11 protein-coding genes are annotated in these 18,874 nt (G+C 72.0%); 4 read left to right on the top strand and 7 right to left on the bottom strand.

The features are described 5' to 3' along the window. Nucleotides 1-35 precede the first annotated feature (35 nt). Nucleotides 36-1,799 (bottom strand): hypothetical protein, encoded by a 1,764-nt coding sequence (locus tag B9P64_RS00360; protein ID WP_085314294.1) that lies wholly within the window; start codon nt 1,797-1,799, stop codon nt 36-38. Nucleotides 1,800-2,258: 459 nt separating this feature from the next. Here B9P64_RS00360 and B9P64_RS28340 point away from each other — a divergent pair, with 459 nt between their 5' ends. Next, nucleotides 2,259-8,624, top strand: a complete 6,366-nt coding sequence (locus tag B9P64_RS28340; RefSeq protein ID WP_268877121.1) for a calcium-binding protein — start codon at nt 2,259-2,261, stop codon at nt 8,622-8,624. Between the two features lie 18 nt (nt 8,625-8,642). Here the strand turns inward: B9P64_RS28340 and B9P64_RS00350 are convergent, their stop codons facing one another. The 3 genes from B9P64_RS00350 to B9P64_RS00340 form a co-directional block, all read right to left on the bottom strand. Next, nucleotides 8,643-11,390, bottom strand: coding sequence for an ABC transporter permease (locus B9P64_RS00350; RefSeq protein ID WP_085314292.1), 2,748 nt, complete (start codon nt 11,388-11,390; stop codon nt 8,643-8,645). Then, nucleotides 11,387-12,043 (bottom strand): ABC transporter ATP-binding protein, encoded by a 657-nt coding sequence (locus tag B9P64_RS00345; RefSeq protein ID WP_085314291.1) that lies wholly within the window; start codon nt 12,041-12,043, stop codon nt 11,387-11,389. Before B9P64_RS00345 ends, B9P64_RS00350 begins: the two co-directional genes overlap by 4 nt. A 162-nt stretch (nt 12,044-12,205) precedes the next feature. Beyond that, nucleotides 12,206-13,768 carry a M48 family metallopeptidase gene (locus B9P64_RS00340; RefSeq protein ID WP_085314290.1) on the bottom strand — a complete coding sequence of 521 codons (1,563 nt, stop codon included), beginning with the start codon at nt 13,766-13,768 and terminating at the stop codon, nt 12,206-12,208. A 63-nt stretch (nt 13,769-13,831) separates the two neighbouring features. On the opposite strand from B9P64_RS00340, the gene B9P64_RS00335 reads away from it, so the two are divergent. The 3 genes from B9P64_RS00335 to B9P64_RS00325 all read left to right on the top strand — a co-directional run bounded on the left by B9P64_RS00335 (nt 13,832) and on the right by B9P64_RS00325 (nt 16,892). Then, complete coding sequence (locus B9P64_RS00335; protein WP_085314289.1) at nt 13,832-14,770, top strand: UDP-2,3-diacylglucosamine diphosphatase; 939 nt, start codon at nt 13,832-13,834, stop codon at nt 14,768-14,770. A gap of 27 nt (nt 14,771-14,797) precedes the next feature. Beyond that, complete coding sequence (locus B9P64_RS00330; RefSeq protein ID WP_085314288.1) at nt 14,798-15,826, top strand: glycosyltransferase family 4 protein; 1,029 nt, start codon at nt 14,798-14,800, stop codon at nt 15,824-15,826. Nucleotides 15,827-15,914: 88 nt separating this feature from the next. Then, the gene (locus tag B9P64_RS00325) at nt 15,915-16,892 is read left to right on the top strand and encodes a quinone oxidoreductase family protein (protein ID WP_085314287.1); all 978 of its coding nucleotides are present in this window, start codon (nt 15,915-15,917) and stop codon (nt 16,890-16,892) included. A gap of 16 nt (nt 16,893-16,908) precedes the next feature. Here the strand turns inward: B9P64_RS00325 and B9P64_RS00320 are convergent, their stop codons facing one another. The 3 genes from B9P64_RS00320 to B9P64_RS00310 all read right to left on the bottom strand — a co-directional run bounded on the left by B9P64_RS00320 (nt 16,909) and on the right by B9P64_RS00310 (nt 18,798). Further along, nucleotides 16,909-17,232, bottom strand: a complete 324-nt coding sequence (locus B9P64_RS00320) for a DUF6156 family protein (protein ID WP_085314286.1) — start codon at nt 17,230-17,232, stop codon at nt 16,909-16,911. A 110-nt stretch (nt 17,233-17,342) separates the two neighbouring features. After that, nucleotides 17,343-17,807 carry a hypothetical protein gene (locus B9P64_RS00315; RefSeq protein ID WP_085314285.1) on the bottom strand — a complete coding sequence of 155 codons (465 nt, stop codon included), beginning with the start codon at nt 17,805-17,807 and terminating at the stop codon, nt 17,343-17,345. A gap of 1 nt (nt 17,808) precedes the next feature. Further along, nucleotides 17,809-18,798, bottom strand: a complete 990-nt coding sequence (locus tag B9P64_RS00310; protein WP_085314284.1) for a class 1 fructose-bisphosphatase — start codon at nt 18,796-18,798, stop codon at nt 17,809-17,811. Between the last annotated feature and the right edge of the window lie 76 nt (nt 18,799-18,874).

The raw sequence follows: 18,874 nt of genomic DNA, 5'->3' as shown, positions 1-18,874 counted from the left end.
GCCCGTCGGCCCGGTGCCGGAGCATGCCGCAGCCGTCACTGCCAGTCGGCGCTCCACAGATGCACGACATAGCTGGAGACGAAGGGCGCGGTGTTGCCGTAGTAGGCGGTGGTGTTGGTCCAGAGCAGCGTGGTGCGGCCGTCGGCCTGGGCGGCCAGCCGCGGATAGCTGGCGCTGTAGCCGGCGCTGCCGGTCTCGATCGCATGCACGCCGGGCAGGCTGGGCGCGCTCCAGCTGGCGCTGGCGGCGGTCCAGCGCCGGGTGCGCAGCTCGCGCGCATTGCCGCTCGCGTCGCCGCCGTCCCAGGCCAGGGTCAGATTGCCGGCGCCGTCGGCGGCGAACTGCGGCGGGCTGCTGTCGTCCGGCGTCTGGGTGAAGGCGGCGACTGCCGCATCCCAGCGCAGGTTGCGCGCATCGAAGCGCTGCACCTTCCATTGCGCCAGCGGCCGCGCGCCGTCGCCGTAGAACAGGAAGGCGTCGTTCTGCCGCGCCGAGGTGCCGATGACGCTGGCCGGCGCGCCCGGCACGCGGGCGGCGGCGGTCACCGGCCAGCTGTCGGGGCCGACCATGCGCCACCAGGCGCCGGTCTCGGTCTCGCTGCCGCTCCAGGCCACGACCGCGCGGCCATAGCTCAGCGGCAGCACCTGCGGCGCGCTGGCGCGCAGCTGGTCGACCGACAGCAGATTGGGCCAGCGCGAGGCGCCGGTGAGCGGGTTGTAGAGCTGGATCCAGGTCGCGGTGCGGCCATCCGCCAGACAGCGCGTGGTGTAGGCCACCAGCAGCTTGCCGTCGCTGTTGGTCACCACGCTCGGCGTGCCTTCCCAGCTGTAGGCGGGCGTCAGCAGGCGCAGGTTGACCGGCGTCTTCCAGGCCTTGGCGGCGGTGTCGAAATGCGCCACCCACAGGCCGAGCTGCTGCCAGCCGGTGTCGTCGCTGGCCGGGCCGCCGATGCCGACCAGCAGCGCGCCGCCCTGGCCGTCGGAGACGAGGCGCGGCGGGCTGTCCAGGCTCACGCCGTCGAAGCGGTCGCCGGGCACGCGATAGGGGCCGCTCCAGCTGCCGCTCGCCGCGTTGTACCAGGCGCTGCGCAGTTCGCCGCGCGAGCCGTTGCGCCAGGCCCAGAGCGCGACCGCGTCGCCGCCGGCCACATGCACGATTTGCAGATCGGACAGCGCCTCGAAGCCGTCCGGATCCTCGGGGCCCATCGGCAGGTCGGCATTGACCCACACCGAGCTGCCGGCGGCGCGATGCAGCGCCTTGTAGGTCGCATTGCCAAAGCCGCTGTCGACCAGCCAGGCGCTGATGGTGTTGCCGGCGGGGTCGGTCACCACCGTGTGCGCGCGCACGACCCAGGAACGGTAGCGCTCGATCGGATAGTCGATGCCGCTGCCGGTATCGGTCGGCGGGCGCCAGCTGCGTACCGGCGCGGCGGCGATGCCGGCGCGCCCGGTGGTTGCAGTGACGGTGACCGCGCTGTCTGTCAGATCGGCGCTGCTGGCCAGCATGGCGGCGGCGCCCACTTCGTCGCGCGGCAGGTCGGAGAAGGTGGCGCGCGCGAGCGCCTTCTCGGCCGTGCCGACCTTGGTCCAGCGCTGGGCCTTTTCGACCGGCACGCCGGCCAGGGTGAGGCGGGCCAGGGTGGCGCTGGCGGAGCTGGCGGCGGCGATGCTGGCGCGCGCGTCGGTGGCGGCGCCGTCGGCGCCATTGCCGCCGCCGCAGGCGGCCAGCGCGAGAACGAGCGGCAGGACCAGCAGACGGGCGGCGGGGTGATCGGACGGGTGCGCGTGGAGGGCGGACATGGCAGGGCTTCCTGTGAGTAAGACGGCACTGGCCGATTGCCTGAAGGCTAGCCAGCGCCGCCGGGCCGACCTGGCCAAAGTCAAGGAACTGTGGCTGGTCGATCTGCAAGTGCAAGCGAATCTTACGGTTGCAACACAGGTTTTTTCCTAGGCATTACTAGGTGTCAGCAAATTTTCCCTGGGTGGCCGCTCGCTTTTGCAGCGCGGGCTACGGGCATTCCCAGGGGCTGGAAAAGCGCTGGCTGGCGGCTTGACAGGGCTCTCGGTCCGGGGGCCTCGCGGTGGCAGTGCGGTCAGGCCCTGATCGGCCGGCTGGGCCGGGCTTCGTCTGCCTGCCGCATGGACGAATTCATCACGTTGTTGCCATCACCTGTGAGTGTTACCTGTACCGGCAATCAACCGGAAACAGGGAATTCGATCGATTCCCGCTCCATCGAATATGCGCGAGGAATTGAGCGAATGGGTACTTACAACTTTGCCGCGCTGGCGGGCACTTCGCTGTCGGGATTCAATATCGCCAGCGACAGCCTGCTATTCGATTACGGCTATCCCGCCACTCAACTGGGTTTGCTGGCCAGCGGTGCCGACACCCTGGTGACCCAGGGCAGCCAGACGCTGCGACTGGTGGGCATCGCGCCGGCCAGCCTGGGCGGCAGCCAGTTCAGCTTTGCCGACGGCTCGATCTATCGCCAGGGCACGGCAGCCGCCAATGCATTTGCCGGTGGCACTGCCGGCGATTTGTTCGATATTTCGCAAGGCGGCAACGACAGCGTTTCGGGCAATGACGGCAATGACGTGATCGTGGCCGGCAATTCGCTCACCCAATTCGACACGATTGCCGGCGGCGCGGGCAATTACGACGAATTGCGGCTGTCCGGCAATTACGCCGCCGTGGTTACGGCCGGCAGCATCACCGGCATCGAGCATTTCGTGTTCGGGCCCGGCACGGTGCAGCTGCGGCTCAATGCCGGCATTTTTTCGTCGGTGCAGGGCGCGGTGACTTTCGATGCCAGCGGCCAGGGCCAGAGCGATGCGCTGGTGCTCGACGCGAGCGGCATCGCCGCCTACATCGATGCGCTCGGCGGCGCCGGCGCCGACCGCCTCACCGGCGGCAACCTGGGCGACAGCCTGCGCGGCGGCATCGGCGCCGATGCGCTGGCCGGCGGCGCCGGCGACGACACGCTGGTGGGCGGGCTCGATGCCGACACGCTCACCGGCGGCAGCGGCAACGACCGCTTCGTCTACGACTTTGCCTATGGCCTGGGGCTGGCGCGCACCGACTCGTCGCCGAGCACCGCCGATCATATCGCCGACTTCACCACCGGCGACCGCATCGATCTGCCCGGCATCAACACCATCAACGGCAAGCCGCTGGTGTTCGAGCGGCTGCCGCTGGCCTTCGAGTACATCGACGGCAACTCGGGGCAATGGGCGCCCACCGGCGACGAGAACGACGGCTTCGTGGGCGTGTACTGGAACAACGATGTCGCCAACCACCGTCTGCGCATCTGGGTCGACGGCAACGACGACGGCCAGTTCAGCGAGGCCGACCTGCTCATCTACCTCGACAACCAGGCGGCCGGCGCCACGCTGACCCGGGCCGACTTCGTCGACAACTTCCTGGGCTGGCGCGGCACCACCGGCAACGACAGCGATTACGGCGGCAACGCCGGCGACAACTTCGGCTGGGGGCTGGCCGGCAACGACACGCTGATCGACGACCTCGGCCGGGACTCGCTGCATGGCGGCCTCGGCAACGACAGCTTGGCGGGGGGCGCCGGCAACGACTGGCTCGAAGGCGGCGACGGCGCCGACACGCTGCTCGGCGGCGAAGGCGATGACCAGCTTGATGCCGAGGGCAGCAACTACCTCAACAGCAGCGCCAGCGACGAGCCGGGCACGGTCAACCTGCTCTACGGCGGCAACGGCAACGACTACCTCTACGGCGGCGCCGGCGACGATCAACTGAACGGTGACGCGGGCAACGACCAGCTGAGCGGCGACGCCGGCAACGACCGGCTCGACGGCGGCAGCGGCGACGACCGGCTCTGGGGCGACGCCGGTGCCGACACGCTGCTCGGCGGCGCCGGCAACGACGACCTCGACGTGGGCGGCGGCAGCGGCAGCGGCGTGGCCGACAGCCTCGACGGCGGCGACGGCGACGATGTGCTGCACGCCGGCCGGCGCGTCTATGGCGCGGACCGCGCCACGCTCACCGGCGGCCTGGGCGCCGACCGCTTCGCCTTCACCACCGGCCAGTACGACGCCGCCGGCTGGTACGACGACAACATCGCCAGCAACAGCTACAGCCCGGTGTACTCGCCCGATCTGGTCAGCGATTTCCGCAATGCCGAGGGCGACCTGATCCGCACCGGCCTGTACGGCGGCACCTATGTCGGCGTGCCGGTGGTGTGGCGCGGCACGGCGCTGGCCGGGTTCACCGGCACGGTGGGGCAAAGCCTCGCGGCGGCCGGCAGCGATCCGACCGACACCCGCTTCCTGGAGCTGTGGACCTGGTACGACGCTGCGGCCAACCAGACAGTGCTGTTCATGGACCGCAACCGCGACTTCACCGTCGATTCCAACGACCTCAAGATCCTGTTCACCGGCAATGTCGGCCTGACCGAGGCCAGCTTCGTCGCTGGCACCTTCACGGTGAAGGTCGGCACGGTGGGCGCCGATACCGATACCCGGCCGGCGCTCGGCAACGGCGCCGATCTCGCGTTCGGCCTCGGCGGCAACGACACGCTCAACGCGCTCGACGGCGACGACACCGTCAACGGTGACGCCGGCAACGACTACCTTGTGGGCGGTACCGGCGACGACCGGCTCTACGGCGGCAGCGGCAACGACGTGCTCAGCGGCAGCGCCGGCAACGACTATCTGGTCGGCGGCAGTGGCGCCGACACGCTGTTCGGCGGCGACGATGCCGACCAGCTCATGGCCGAGGGTGCGCTCGACTCGACCGGCGGATCGGGCACCGACGCGGCCGGGACGGTCAACGTGCTGTTCGGTGGCGCCGGCAACGACGGGCTCCAGGGCGGCGCCGGCAACGACGCACTCAACGGCGACGGCGGCGACGACACGCTCGATGGCGGCGACGGCCGCGACACGCTCAACGGCGGCGATGGCAACGACACGCTTTCCGGCGCCGGCGGCATCGACCTGCTCGACGGCGGCGCGGGCAACGACCAGCTCCGGGCCGGCTACGGCGGCCTGGGCAGCGGCACGATCGACACCCTCACCGGCGGCAGCGGCGACGATGTGCTGTGGGCGGTCCGCCGCAACTACGGCGGCGAGCAGGCGGTGATGGTCGGCGGCAGCGGCGCCGACCGCTTCGTCTTCACCGGCGTCGGCTACGACGGCGGCGGATCGCCCTACGACAACCTCACCTCCGGCTACAGCACGGTGGCGGCGCCCGACCGCATCACCGACTTCAACGCCGCCGAGGGCGACCTGATCCGCACCGGCATCGCCGACGGCCTGGGCGGCTACAACCTGCCGATCGTTTGGGGCGGGTCGACCGCCGCCGGCTTCACCGCCACGCTCGGCCAGACGCTCACGGTCGCGGCGGGCAGCGCGATCGATCCGCGCTTCCTCGCGTTCTGGACCGGCTATGACGCGGCCAGCGGGCGCAGCTTCGTGTTCATGGACCTCAACCGCAATTCGCTGGTCGATGCCGACGACTTCAAGCTGCTGTTCAACGGCCAGCCGACGCTCAACGCCGGCATCTTCACGGCCGGCAGCTTTAGCGTGAAGGTGGGCACGCTGAACGCCGACAGCAACACCACGGTGGCGCTCGGCAACGACGCCGACCTGGCCTTCGGGCTGGCCGGCAACGACACGCTCAACGCGCTCGACGGCAACGACACGGTGAACGGCGATGCCGGCAACGACTACCTCGTGGGCGGCAACGGCTACGACCTGCTCTATGGCGGCACCGGCAACGACGTGCTCAGCGGCGGCGCGGATCGCGACAACCTGATCGGCGGCAGCGGCGCCGACACGCTCTACGGCGGCGACGACGCCGATCAGCTCTCGGCCGAAGGCGCGCTCGATTCGACCGATCCCTATACCTCCGGCGCCGACGCGGCCGGCACGGTCAACGTGCTGTTCGGCGGCAATGGTGACGACGGGCTTTCCGGCGGCGCCGGCAACGACGTGCTCAATGGCGACGCCGGCAACGACTACCTGTCGGGCGGCGATGGGCGCGACACGCTCAGCGGCGGCACGGGCGACGACCGGCTGTACGGCGCCGGCGGCATCGACCTGCTCGATGGCGGCGCGGGCAACGATTCGCTCGATGCCGGCTACGGCACGCCCGGCAGCGGCGTGATCGACACCCTGACCGGCGGCGACGGCGACGACGTGTTGAACGCGGTCCGGCGCAACTACGGCGGCGAACAGGCGCTGATGACCGGCGGTGCCGGCGCCGACCGCTTCGTGTTCGCCAGCACGACCTATGACGGCGGCGACGCACCGAGCGGCGACATCACCTCCGGCTTCAGCACCGTGGCGGCACCGGACCGCATCGTCGATTTCAATGCCGCCGAGGGCGACCTGATCCGCACCGGCATCGGCGACGGCCTGGGCGGCTACAACCTGCCGGTGGTGTGGCGCGGAGCGGCCGCCAGCGGTTTCACGGCCAGCGTCGGCCAGACGCTGGTGCAGGCCGATCCGCGCTTCCTGGAGTTCTGGACCGGCTATGACGCCGGCAGCGGCCGCAGCTTCCTGTTCATCGATCTCAACCGCAATGCGGTGGTCGATGCCGACGACTTCAAGCTGCTGTTCAACGGCCAGCCGGCGCTCGGCACCGGCGCCTTCACGGCCGGCACCTTCACCGTCAAGGTCGGTACCGTGGGCGCCGACGGCAACACCGCGCCGGCGCTCGGCAGCGGCGACGATCTGGCCTTCGCGCTGGCCGGCAACGACACGCTCGACGCGCTTGACGGCGCTGACACGGTGAACGGCGACGACGGCAACGACAGCCTGCTCGGCGGCCTGGGCGACGACCGGCTCTACGGCGGCAATGGCAACGATGCGCTTGCCGGCGGTGCGGGGCGCGACAACCTCTGGGGCGGCAGCGGCGCCGACACGCTCAACGGCGGCGACGATTCCGACCAGCTCTCGGCCGAAGGCCCGACCGATTCGACCTCCGGGCAAAGCGCGGCTGACGCCGCCGGTACTTACAACCTGCTCAACGGCGGCGCCGGTGCCGACTATCTCAGCGGCGGTGCCGGCACCGACCAGCTCAACGGCGATGCCGACGACGACCAGCTGTACGGCGGTGACGGCAACGACACGCTCAACGGCGGCGACGGCGCCGACTACCTGTATGGCGACGCCGGCAGCGACTCGATGCTCGGCGGCGCGGGTGCCGACACGCTGTGGGCCGGCTACAGCGGCGGCGGCGCGACCGACACGCTCTCGGGCGGCGAGGGTGCCGACGTGCTCTATGCCGCCCGTGGCACCGGCGGCGATCGCTCGGTGCTGACCGGCGGCCTGGGGGCCGACCGCTTTGCGTTCACCACCAATTCATCGGATGTCTACGGTTCCAGCTCATCCGATCTGACCGCCGGCTACAGCCGCGTGGCCGCGCCCGACCGCATCACCGATTTCAATGCCGCCGAGGGCGATCTGATCCGGATCGACACGCTCGACGGCCGGGCCAGCGGCATGCCGGTGGTCTGGCGCGGCGTGGCCGCCGCCGGCTTTACCGCCACGCTCGGCCAGAGCCTGGCGCTGGCCGGCGCCGACGCGACCGACAGCCGCTATCTCGACTTCTGGACCTTCTACGACAGCGCGGCCAACCGCACCGTGCTGTTCATGGACAGCAACCGCGACTTCGTCGTCGACGACAACGACTTCAAGCTGCTGCTCGACGGCAACGTGGCGCTCGGCACCGCCAGCTTCAATGCCGGCGCCATCGTGGCGCGGCGCGGCGGCAGCGGTGCCGACAGCGCCGCCACCCTCGCGCCCACCGAGGCCGCCGATCTGCTCATCGGCGCCAAGGGCGACGACAGTCTCGCCGGCCTCGGCGGCAACGACCGCCTGTACGCCAACCAGGGCCGCGACACGCTCGACGGCGGCATCGGCGACGACGAGCTGTATGGCGGCGCCGACAACGACAGCCTGCTCGGCGGCGACGGCCGCGACACGCTCTACGGCGGCAGTGGCAACGACACGCTCGACGGCGGCGTGGGCGACGACCAGCTCTGGTCGGCCCGCTACAACGACAGCAATCTTTACAGCGATGCGGTCGAGGACGCTGCCACCGCCGTGAACACGCTGCGCGGCGGCATCGGCAACGACACGCTGACCGGCGGCGCCGGCATCGACCTGCTCTACGGCGGCGGCGACAACGATCAGATTTACGGCTACGCCGGCAACGACCAATTGCTGGGCGAAGGCAATGCCGACAACCTCGACGGCGGCGACGGCGACGACACGCTCGCCGGCGGCAGCGGGCTCGACTCGCTTTACGGCGGCGCGGGCGCCGACGTGTTCGTGTTCGACACCGCGCCGGTGCTCGGCAATGCCGACAACCTCTGGGACTTCAGCAGCGTCGACGATGTCATCCGGCTCGACCACAACGCGATGGTCGGCCTCGGCGCCACGCTCGGCACGCTGGCGGCGGCCAGGTTCTGGAGCGGCGCCGGCGTGACTGCGGCCCACGATGCCGACGACCGCATCGTCTACAACACCACCACCGGCGAGCTGTACTACGACGCCGACGGCACGGGCGCCACGGCGGCGGTGCTGCTGGCCACGCTCGGCTATGGCAGCGGGGCTGCGGTCGACAGCGGCGACTTCGTCATCGTCTAGCCGGGGAGTCGGGGGCGCTCAGGTATCGGCCCGCACCGCCGCGATCGCCGACGTGCCGGTTGCCGTGCGCGCCGCCAGCACCGCCGTGAGCGCCGCCGCGCCCACCAGCGCCAGCGCCACGCCGGCCAGCAGGCCGAGCGGCGCATGCCAGTGCATGGTCCAGTGAAAGCTCTGCGGATTGACCACGAACACCAGCACCGCGCCGATGGCCGCGCCGAGCGCCAGCCCGGCCAGCACGCCAACGCTGGCCAGCAGCGCGCCTTCGAGCGCCAGCATGGCCAGGATCTGGCCGCGCGCCACGCCCAGGTGCTGGAGCATCCCGAACTCGCGCGAGCGCGCCAGCGCCTCGGCGCCGAAGGCGGTGGCCACGCCGGCCAGCCCGACCGCGATGGCGACCGCTTCGAGCAGATAGGTGATGGCGAAGCTGCGGTCGAAGATGCGCAGGCTGAGCGCGCGGATGTCGCGCGTGAGCGCGATGTCGGCGCCGGCCAGACCGGGCAGGTCGCGCAGCGCGCCGGCCAGCGCTTCGGCCGAGGCGCCGGGCGCGAGCCGGAAGGCGGCATCGGTGGACGGTGCGGCGCGGCCCGAGGCGGCGGCCAGCGCAGCCCGGTCGATGACGATGGCGCCGAACTGGCGCGCGTAATCGCGCCACACGCCGGCCACGCGCACCGGCACCGGCGCGCCGTCGGGCCCGAGCGGCAGCGTGCCGCGGCTGCCGGGCGCGAGGCGGTAGAGATCGACCATCGCCTCGGACACCCAGATCGGGATCGCGGCCGGATCGGTGGCGGCAGCCGCGACCGCGCTGCCCTCGACCAGCGGCAGCCGTTCGGCGGCGGCACGCGCATCGGGCAGCGGGCGGGCGATCAGCAGCACATTGGGCCGCAGCGGATCGAGCGCCAGCGGCGCCAGCCGGGCGAATTCCACCGCAGCCACGCCGGGCAGGGCGGCCATGCGCGCCTCGGCGCCGGGCGGCAGGGCGGCGTCGCTGCCGGTCCGCAGATAGACGTCGGCCGGCAGGATTTGCCCGAGCCAGTCGTCGACCGAATGGCGGAAGCTGGCGACCATGATGGCCATCGCCACCACCAGACTGAAGCTGGCGACCACGCCGGCCAGCAGGCTGCCGGCGCGCGCCGGGCTGTGCGCCACCCGGGCCGACGCCAGCAGCAGCACCGCCGAGCGCAGACCGGCGGCGCGCCGGCCGAGCGGCCGCACCAGCGCCGCCGCCAGCGCCGGCATCAGCCACAGGCCGCCGGCCAGCAGCGCCGCAATCGCCAGATAACCGCCGAGCGCAATGCCGCCGACCGGCGGCAGCCAGGCCAGCGCCAGCCCCAGCGCGAGCAGGCCGAGGCCGGGCGCAGCGGGTGCGCCGGCCAGCCGGATCGCGCTCCAGCGTGTCGGCCGCTGCGCACCGGCCGACGCAGTGCCGGCCGACGCCGCACCCGCCGGCGCGCTCGCTGCCTCATCCGCATCGATGCCCTTGAGCCCGCGCGCCGGCGCAATCCGCCCGGCCGCGCGCGCCGGCCACAGCCCGCCGGCCAGCGCCGCGCCCAGGCCCAGCGCCGCAAACACGCCGGCCGCCGGCCACGACCAGGCCAGCGCCGGCGTGCCGCCCTGGAAATAGCCGCCGCCCAGATCGCCGCCCAGCAGCCTGAGCACCGCCGCCGCCAGCGCGCCGCCGGCCGCGATGCCGAGCGCCGCGCCGCCCAGGCCGAGCAGCAGGCCCTCGGCCATGACCGCGCCGGCAATCTGGCCGCGCGACGCGCCGATCACCCGCAGCAGCGAAAACGCCACCAGCCGCCGCCGCACCGCCAGCGACTGCACCGAGTAGACGAGGAAGCCGCCGGTCAGCAGCGCCACCAGCGCCAGCATGTTCAGGTTGACGCGGTAGGCGCGGCTGAGGCTGGCGCCGCGCTGCTCGTCGATGGCCGGCTCGGCGGCGACCACATTGCCGGGCAGATCGAGCGCGGCGGCAAAGGCGCGCGCATTGCTGCCGGGTGCGAGCCGCAGATCGATGCGGCTGAGCCTGCCGAGCCGGCCAAAGCCCTGCTGCGCGGTGGCGATGTCGACCACCGCGAGGCTGCGGCCGGCGCCCGCACCCGGCACCGCGCCGGCCACGGTCAGGCGCTGCGGCGCGCCGCCGTCGGGCGCGGCCAGCAGCAGCCGGTCGCCGGGCGCCACGCCGAGCGCGGCCTGGGCGGCGGTCGACAGAAACACCGCCGCCAGATCGAGCGGCCGCAGATCGAGCCCGCCGGCGGGCTGGCCGACCAGCGCCGGCGCCACCGCCAGCGCGCGCAGCGGATCGAGGCCGACGAGGCTGAGATGGGTCGGCCGGGCATCGGGCGCGGCGGGCAGTGCGGCCGCGGGCGCGCCCTGGCGCTCGACGCCGAGCACGCGCACGTCCAGCTCCAGCACCGGGCTGGCGGCCTGCACGCCGGGCGTGGTCAGCAGCCGGTCGAACAGCGCCTCGTCGAAACCGTCGGCCACCGCCAGCCCGCGGCCGCGCAATTGCAGATCGGCGCTGCCGGCGGTCTGGCGCACGGCGGTCGAGAACTCGTCGAGTGCCGAGGCATTGACCAGATGCACCGCAAAGCCGAGCGCCACGCCGGCCGCGATGGCCAGCAGCGCGACCGCCAGCCGCAGCGGATGGGCGCGCCATTCGCCGGCCAGCGATTGCGCGATCAGCGCGGCCAGGGCGCGCAGCGCGGCGCGGCGGTCGGCCGGGCGGCGGGGCGAGGTGGCGGCGGCGGCAACGCGCAACCGGCTCATTGCCGCACCAGCCCGGCCCGGGTCAGGGTCACGATGCGGTCGCAGCGTCGCGCCGCCTCGTGCGAATGCGTGACCAGCAGCGCCGCCGCGCCGCTGCTGCGCAGCCGGCTCTCGAACAGGTCGAGCATCGCGGCGCCGGTCTCGGGGTCGAGATTGCCGGTCGGTTCGTCGGCCAGCAGCAGGCGCGGCCGATGCACCAGTGCGCGCGCGATCGCCACGCGCTGCAATTCGCCGCCCGACAGTTCGCGTGGCCAGCCGTCGGCGCGGTCGCCGAGGCCGACGGCCGCGAGCAGCTCGCGTGCGCGCTCCTCGCGCTCGGCGGCGGGCCGGCCGGCCAGCAGCAGCGGCAGCGCCACGTTCTGCGCCAGCGTGAGGTGCGGCAGCACATGAAAGGCCTGGAACACGAAGCCGATGCGCTCGCGCCGCAGCGTCACGCGGCCGGCTTCATCAAGCGCCGGCACCGAGATGCCGTCGAGCCGGATGTCGCCAGCGTCGATCGGTTCCAGCCCGGCAATCATGTTGAGCAGCGTGGATTTGCCGATGCCCGATTCGCCCATCACCGCCACGTATTCGCCCGGCGCCACCGTCAGGTCGAGATCGCGCACAAGGCTGCGCTGGCCATAGGTCTTGGTGACGCGGAGGAGTTCGAGCATCGGGGCGGTGGCGGACGGGCGGGAGGAGGGCCGGCGCGCGGCCGGGCGCCGTGGGACGCAGAGCGCGGCGCGAGGTTCCGCCACGGCGGCGGCAATGTCACGCGGCGCGCCGGCCGGGCAGCGCCGGCGCGCGCATTTGGCCGCATGCAGCCGGCGCCGGTGTTACAGCGGCGCCACCGGGCCGGCGCGGCCGCCCCGGCTCATGCGGTCGAGCTGGCGCACCCAGCGCCGCGCGACGGCGGCATCGGCATGCTCGGCCAGCCAGCGCAGGCCGGCGCGGCGGCAGTCCTCGCGCATGGCGGGCGCCAGCAGCGCGGCGGCCAGCAGCAGATCGAGCCCGCGCGGCTCGTTGCCGGCCAGCAGCAGGCAGCCGTAGAGGTAGCGCGGCCGGGCGGCGTCGCGCGCGCGCTCGATCACATGCTCGAACAGCGTGGCGGCGTGCTGGCGCTGGCCCTGCTCAGCCAGCAGCACGGCGCATTCCTCCTGCTCCTGTGGCGTCAGGCTGTCGAGCGGGCGGCCGCGCCATTGGGCCAGCCGTTCGGCGGCCTGACGCATGCGTTCGTGGCGGCGCCGCCAGGCGCGGCCGTGCTCGTTCCACCAGCGCCGGTCCAGCTCGCCGGCCAGGCTGCGCATGCTGCTGCCGAGCAGCGCGGCGGCGGCGGTCTCGGGCGGCGCGACCGGCGGTGGCGGGCGCGGCGGCAGGTCGAGCGCGGCGAGCCGGCGCGCCAGCCCGGGATGGCTGTCGCCGGGCAGGGCGCCGCGCGCCAGGGCGCAGACCAGCCGGCCCGGCTCGCTCCAGCCGCGCTGGCCCTTGGCGATCAGCCGCACCATCGACACATGCGGCAGAAACGGCGGCACCGGGCGCAGGTCGGCATGGGCATACAGGTCGGGCCAGAAGCGCTCGTTCATCCAGCCCTCGACCAGCTCGATGCGCACCAGCGCGCGCGCCACGGTGACCGCGCCGACGGTGCGCGCCGCGAGCAGATCGGCGTCGATCTCATGCTCGCGCGCCAGCACCAGACTGCGCGGCTCGTACCACGGCGCGATCGCGTCGAGCAGCTTGCGGCCGATGCAGGCCGAGATGCCGCCGCGGTCGCGCAGCCGGGCCCGCGCGCGCGCCCGCAGCGCCACGAAGCTGCCGCGCTGGCGATACAGCCGCGCGCCGAGCGGCATCGCCTCGGTGATGTGTGCCAGCTCATGCGCCACCACCGCGGCCAGCTCGTCGCGGCTGAGCGCGCACAGCAGCGGCAGCCCCAGCACCAGCGTGTTGCGATGGCCGCCAAACAGCCCGAAGCGCGGCGACTGCACCAGCGCCGCATTGAAGTCGGCCGTGATCACCACGCGATGCACCGGCCGCGTGTCGAGCCGTCGGCACAGCTCGCCGACGAGCGCGAACAGCGCCGGCGCATGGCGCGGCCGCAGCTTGATGCCCTCGGGCGGATCGAGCCGCGCCGCCAGCGTCCCCAGCACCGCACGCGCCAGCAGCAAGGCCAGCAGCAGCGCCAGCCCGGCGCCGAGCCGCTCCAGCCAGCCGGCATGGCGCCACAGCGCCAGATTGAGCGCCAGCACGAAGCCGCCAAGCGCCGCCAGCGTCAGCGCGATGCCGGCCCACAGCGCCAGACTGGCCAGCGCAAACCGGCGACCGAAGCCGCGCGGCGCGCGTCGCAGACGGGCTTCCAGTTGGGCCAGCAATCTGGCCTGCGCGCGCTGGGCGGATGACGGCATGAGGTGTTAGTGGTTGCTGACCTGGGTCGCGGGCGGCCGATTGTAGGGACAAGCCGCCGCTTCATGCGAACGTCACCGGACTGCCATGCATGGGTCATCGCGCACGCCGACCATGCCCGCGTGACCTCCGACACCGCCTCCGCCGACAGCCCCGCGCACTACCGCGCGGTGTGGATTTCCGACGTGCATCTGGGCACCAGCGAATGCCAGGCCGGCCATCTGCTCGACTTCCTGCGCAGCTTCGAGTGCGAGCGGCTCTATCTGGTCGGCGACATCATCGACGGCTGGCAGCTGCGGCGCGGCTTCTACTGGCATCGCAGCCACAACGACGTGATCCAGAAGCTGCTGCGCAAGGCGCGCAAGGGCACGCGCGTGGTCTATGTGCCGGGCAACCATGACGAGGCCGCGCGCCAGTTCATCGGCCTGGCCTTCGGCGACATCGAAATCGTGGATGAAACGGTCCATGAGCTGGCCGACGGGCGGCGGCTCTGGGTGACGCACGGCGACCTGTACGACGGCGTGATCCAGCACGCCAAGTGGCTCGCCTACGTGGGCGACCAGGCCTACGAGTTCACGCTCCAGCTCAACCGGCGGCTCAACAGCCTGCGCGCGCGGCTCGGGCTGCCCTACTGGTCGCTGAGCAAGTACCTCAAGCACAAGGTCAAGCGCGCGGTCGGCTTCATCACCGACTTTGAAAAGGCGCTGGCGGCCGAGACGCGCCGGCGCGGCCTCGACGGCGTGGTCTGCGGCCACATCCACCATGCCGAGCTGCGCGACATCGACGGCGTGCTCTACGCCAACGACGGCGACTGGGTCGAGAGCCTGACCGCCCTCGTCGAGCATGCCGACGGCCGGCTCGAAATCGTCGACTGGGCCGCCCGCGTGCGCGCCGAGGCCGCCCAGCGCCGCTCGGTCCGCGCGGCGCGCCCGCCCGAGCCGATCGCGCTGCCGGCGCCGGTCCCGTCCGAACCCGTTACCGCCCGCGCAAGCCTGCGCGGCTGACTCCCGTTTCCAAGGCAGCTCCCTGCAATGCGCATCGCGATCGCGACCGATGCCTGGCATCCCCAGGTGAATGGCGTGGTGCGCAGCACCGCGCAACTCGTCGACGCCCTGGTGGCGGCCGGCCATGAAGTGAAACTGCTGTCCGGCGCCGGCCTGCCCGGCTTTGCGCTGCCCAGCTATCCGGAAATCAGGCTGGCCTGGGCGCCGGGCCGGCAGGTGGCCGAATGGCTCGACGGCTTCGCGCCCGACGCGGTCCACATCGCCACCGAAGGCACGCTCGGCCATGCCGCGCGCAGCCATTGCCTCAAGCGCGACTGGCCCTTCACCACCCACTACCACACGCGCTTTCCCGAATATCTGGCGCTGCGCACCGGCCTGCCGACCGGGCCGTTCTACCGCTGGCTGCGCCACTTTCATGGCCCGGCGGCGCGGGTGATGGTGCCGGGCGCCGGCGTGCTGGCCGACCTGGAGCGGCACGGCTTTCGCAATGCGGTGCTGATGCCGAACGGCGTCGATACCGCGCTGTTCCGGCCCGATGCGGCGGGCGCACTGCCGGCCGGCTTCGAAGACCTGCCGCGACCGATCTTCACCACCGTCGGCCGGGTTGCGGTCGAGAAGAATCTCGATGCCTTCCTGCGCCTCGATCTGCCCGGCAGCAAGGTCGTCTGCGGCGACGGGCCGGCGCGCGCCCGGCTGCAACGCCAGTATCCGCAGGCCTTCTTTGCCGGCCAGCTCGACACGGCGCGGCTGGCGCAGGTCTACCGCGCGAGCGATGTGTTCGTGTTCCCGAGCCGCACCGACACCTTCGGCCTGGTGCTGCTGGAGGCGCTGGCCTGCGGCACGCCGGTGGCGGCCTATCCGGTGTCGGGGCCGGTCGACGTGATCGGCGATTCGCCGGCCGGCGCGCTCGATGCCGATCTGCGCAGCGCCTGCCTGCGCGCGCTCGAGCTGCCGCGCCCGCTGGCGCGCGCGCATGCGCTGCGCTTCTCGTGGGCCAGCGTGGCCGAGCGCTTCGTCGGCCAGCTGGCGCGCATCGAGCGGATGGCGCTGGCCTGAGCCGGCGGGCGGGGCGGTCTTGCGGCGGCGCCGGTGCGCGGCGGTGTCAACATCGCGGGCGGCACTCCATTCCGACAGCGAGACACCCATGACCAAGCGAATCCAGTTCGATGCCCCCGGCGGCCCCGAAGTGCTCAATTACGTCGACCACGATCCCGGCGCGCCCGGCCCGGGCGAGGTGCTGGTACGCCATGCGGCCATCGGCGTGAACTTCATCGACATCTATTTCCGCTCGGGCCTGTATCCGATCGCCAGCTGGCCGTCGGGCCTGGGCCAGGAAGCCGCCGGCACGGTCGAGGCGGTGGGCGAGGGCGTCAGCGGCTTTGCGCCCGGCGACCGGGTCGGCGCACCGTTCGGCCCGCTCGGCGCCTATGCCGAGTTGCAGCGCATTCCGGCCGCCAAGCTGGTCAGGCTGCCCGACGGCGTGAGCTTCGAGGCCGCGGCCGCCGCCATGCTCAAGGGGCTGACGGTGCAATACCTGTTCCGCCAGATCCGGGAGCTGAAGGCCGGCGACACGGTGCTGTTCCATGCGGCGGCCGGCGGCGTCGGGCTGATCGCCTGCCAGTGGGCGCGGGCGCTCGGCGTGCGGCTGATCGGCACCGCCGGCGGCGCCGAGAAATGCGCGCTCGCCAAGGCCGCCGGCGCGGCCGAGGTCATCGACTACCGCAGCGAGGATGTGGTCAAGCGGGTGCTGGAACTGACCGACGGCAAGAAGGTGGCCACGGTCTACGACGGCGTCGGCAAGGACACCTGGGCCGCCTCGCTCGACTGCACCGCGCCGCGCGGGCTGGTGGTGAGCTTCGGCAATGCCTCGGGCCCGGTGGACGGCGTGAACCTCGGCATTCTGTCGGCCAAGGGTTCGCTGTTCGTCACCCGGCCGACGCTGGGCACCTATGCCGCCACGCCGGAGATGGTGGCGGTGTCGAGCGCCGAGCTGTTCGGGCTGATCGCCGGCGGCGCCATCGTGCCCGACGTGAGCCAGCGCTTTCCGCTGGCCGAGGCCGGCGCCGCGCAGGAAGCGCTGGCGGGCCGGCGCACCACCGGCTCGACGGTGCTTGTGCCTTGAAACGGGCGCGACGCGCTCAGAACTCGACCGTCTCGCTGCTTGTGAGCGTGCCTTCCTCGTCGAAGGTCATGGTCGTGGTCTGGTCGTCGGCCAGCTCGATGACGGCGTGCGCGACGCGGCCGTTCGGGTGATAGCGGTAGGTGTGGCGCAGCTCGACCGCGCCGTACACCGCCTTCTCGATTTTCACCACGCGCTCGTCGGCATCGAACCAGCCGCGGAAATAGGTGTTGCGGTTGTTGAGCGCCGTCTCGGGCATTTCGTCGAGCAGCTTGAGCGGCAACTTGACGCCGGTGTAGGTGACGAAATAGCGCAGGGCGAGCGAATCGGTATCGGTGGTCATGACGGCGGCGGGCAGCGGTGGGCGGGCATCCGGCGCAGCGGCCGGATGAGCGAGGCCGCGATTCTCGCGCAATTCCCGCACGTTTCGTGGGGGCATGGCGCCGCGCCGGTTCAGCGCTCGTCCATCCAGTGCGCTTTCGACTTCATGCCGACCACCGGCGTGCCGCCGCAGGCAAACGGCCCCTGCGCGGCGATGCAATCGTTGCGCTGGCCAAAGCTGTCGCGGTCTTCGCGCAGGCCGCCGTTGCGGTCGGCCAGCGAGCGGAACGGCCGGTCGGGCTTGTTGAGGCTGTTGCGCAGGATTTCTTCCGGGCTGCGCCGGTCGGCAAAGCCTTCGACCACCACCCGGCCCAGATCGACGCCGGCATAGGCGCTGTCTTCGAGCCGCTGGCGCGCCGCGTCGAGCGTGGCCTTGGTCGGCGCCGGCTGCTCGACGCCGGGCAGTTGCGGGCCCGGCGTGGGCTTGAGCACGAAGGAGCGGCCGCTGGCCGTGCCGGCCTGGGCCGCCGCACCGTGCGGCGCGGCGAGCGCCACCAGCGCGAGGGCCAGCGATGCGATTGCCGCGCTCGGCTTCATGTCAGGCCTTGTGGTAGCTGGTGGCCACGTCGACTTCCTCGGCGCTGCCGAGCACCACGCTCACGCGCTGATGCAGCTTGGTCGGCTGGATGTCGAGGATGGTCTCGATCGCATTGGTGCTCTTGCCGTGCGCCTGCTCGACCAGAAAGCTCATCGGATTGGCTTCGTACATCAGGCGCAACTTGCCCGGCTTGTCGGCTTCGCGCGAGTCCTTGGGGTAGGTGAAGATGCCGCCGCGCGTGAGCACGCGATGCACGTCGGCCACCATCGAGCCGATCCAGCGCATGTTGAAGTCCTTGCCGCGCGGGCCGTCCTTGCCGGCCAGCAGTTCGCCGATGTAGCGCTGCATCGGCGCTTCCCAGTGGCGCTGGTTGCTCATGTTGATCGAGAACTCCTTGGTCGCCGCCGGAATGCGCATGGCGGCCTCGGTCAGCACGAACTCGCCGGCCTCGCGGTCGAGCGTGAACGCCTGCACGCCGTGGCCGAAGCTCAGCACCAGCGTGGTCTGCGGTCCGTACACGCAATAGCCCGACGCGGCCTGCTCGCGGCCCTTGATGAGATAGGCCTCGTCGAGCGACGGATCGATGCCGGTCTTGTGCGGCAGCACCGAGAAGATGGTGCCGATGCTCACGTTGACGTCGATGTTGCTGGAGCCGTCGAGCGGATCGAACAGCAGCAGATAGGGCGCGTCGTCGAAGCCGGTGGCATGCGGATGCTCAAGCTCCTCGGACGCCATGCCGGCGAGCGCGCCGGTCCAGGCGTTGCCGCTCAGCAGCAGGTCGTTGGAAATGACGTCGAGCTTCTTCTGCTCTTCGCCCTGCACGTTGCCGGTGCCGGCCGAGCCGATGATGGCCGCGAGCGCGCCCTTGCTGACCAGCGAGCTGATGCGAAAGCAGTTGGCGGCCACGGTTTCGAGCACCAGCGACAGCGCCGGGTCGAGGTTGCCGGCGCGGATGTGGCCGGTGAGATGGGCTTTGAGCGAAAGAGTCATGGGCGATTGGGTTGCTGGGGATGCGGACTGCGGAAGGCCGCGCGCGGTGGCGCGGGTGACGGTCCCGGATTTGTGG

The organism is Derxia lacustris, from assembly GCF_002105195.1.
GTDB lineage: Bacteria > Pseudomonadota > Gammaproteobacteria > Burkholderiales > Burkholderiaceae_E > Derxia > Derxia lacustris.
Note: the sequence above shows the minus strand (reverse complement) of the source record. Positions and strands in the feature narration are given on the sequence as shown.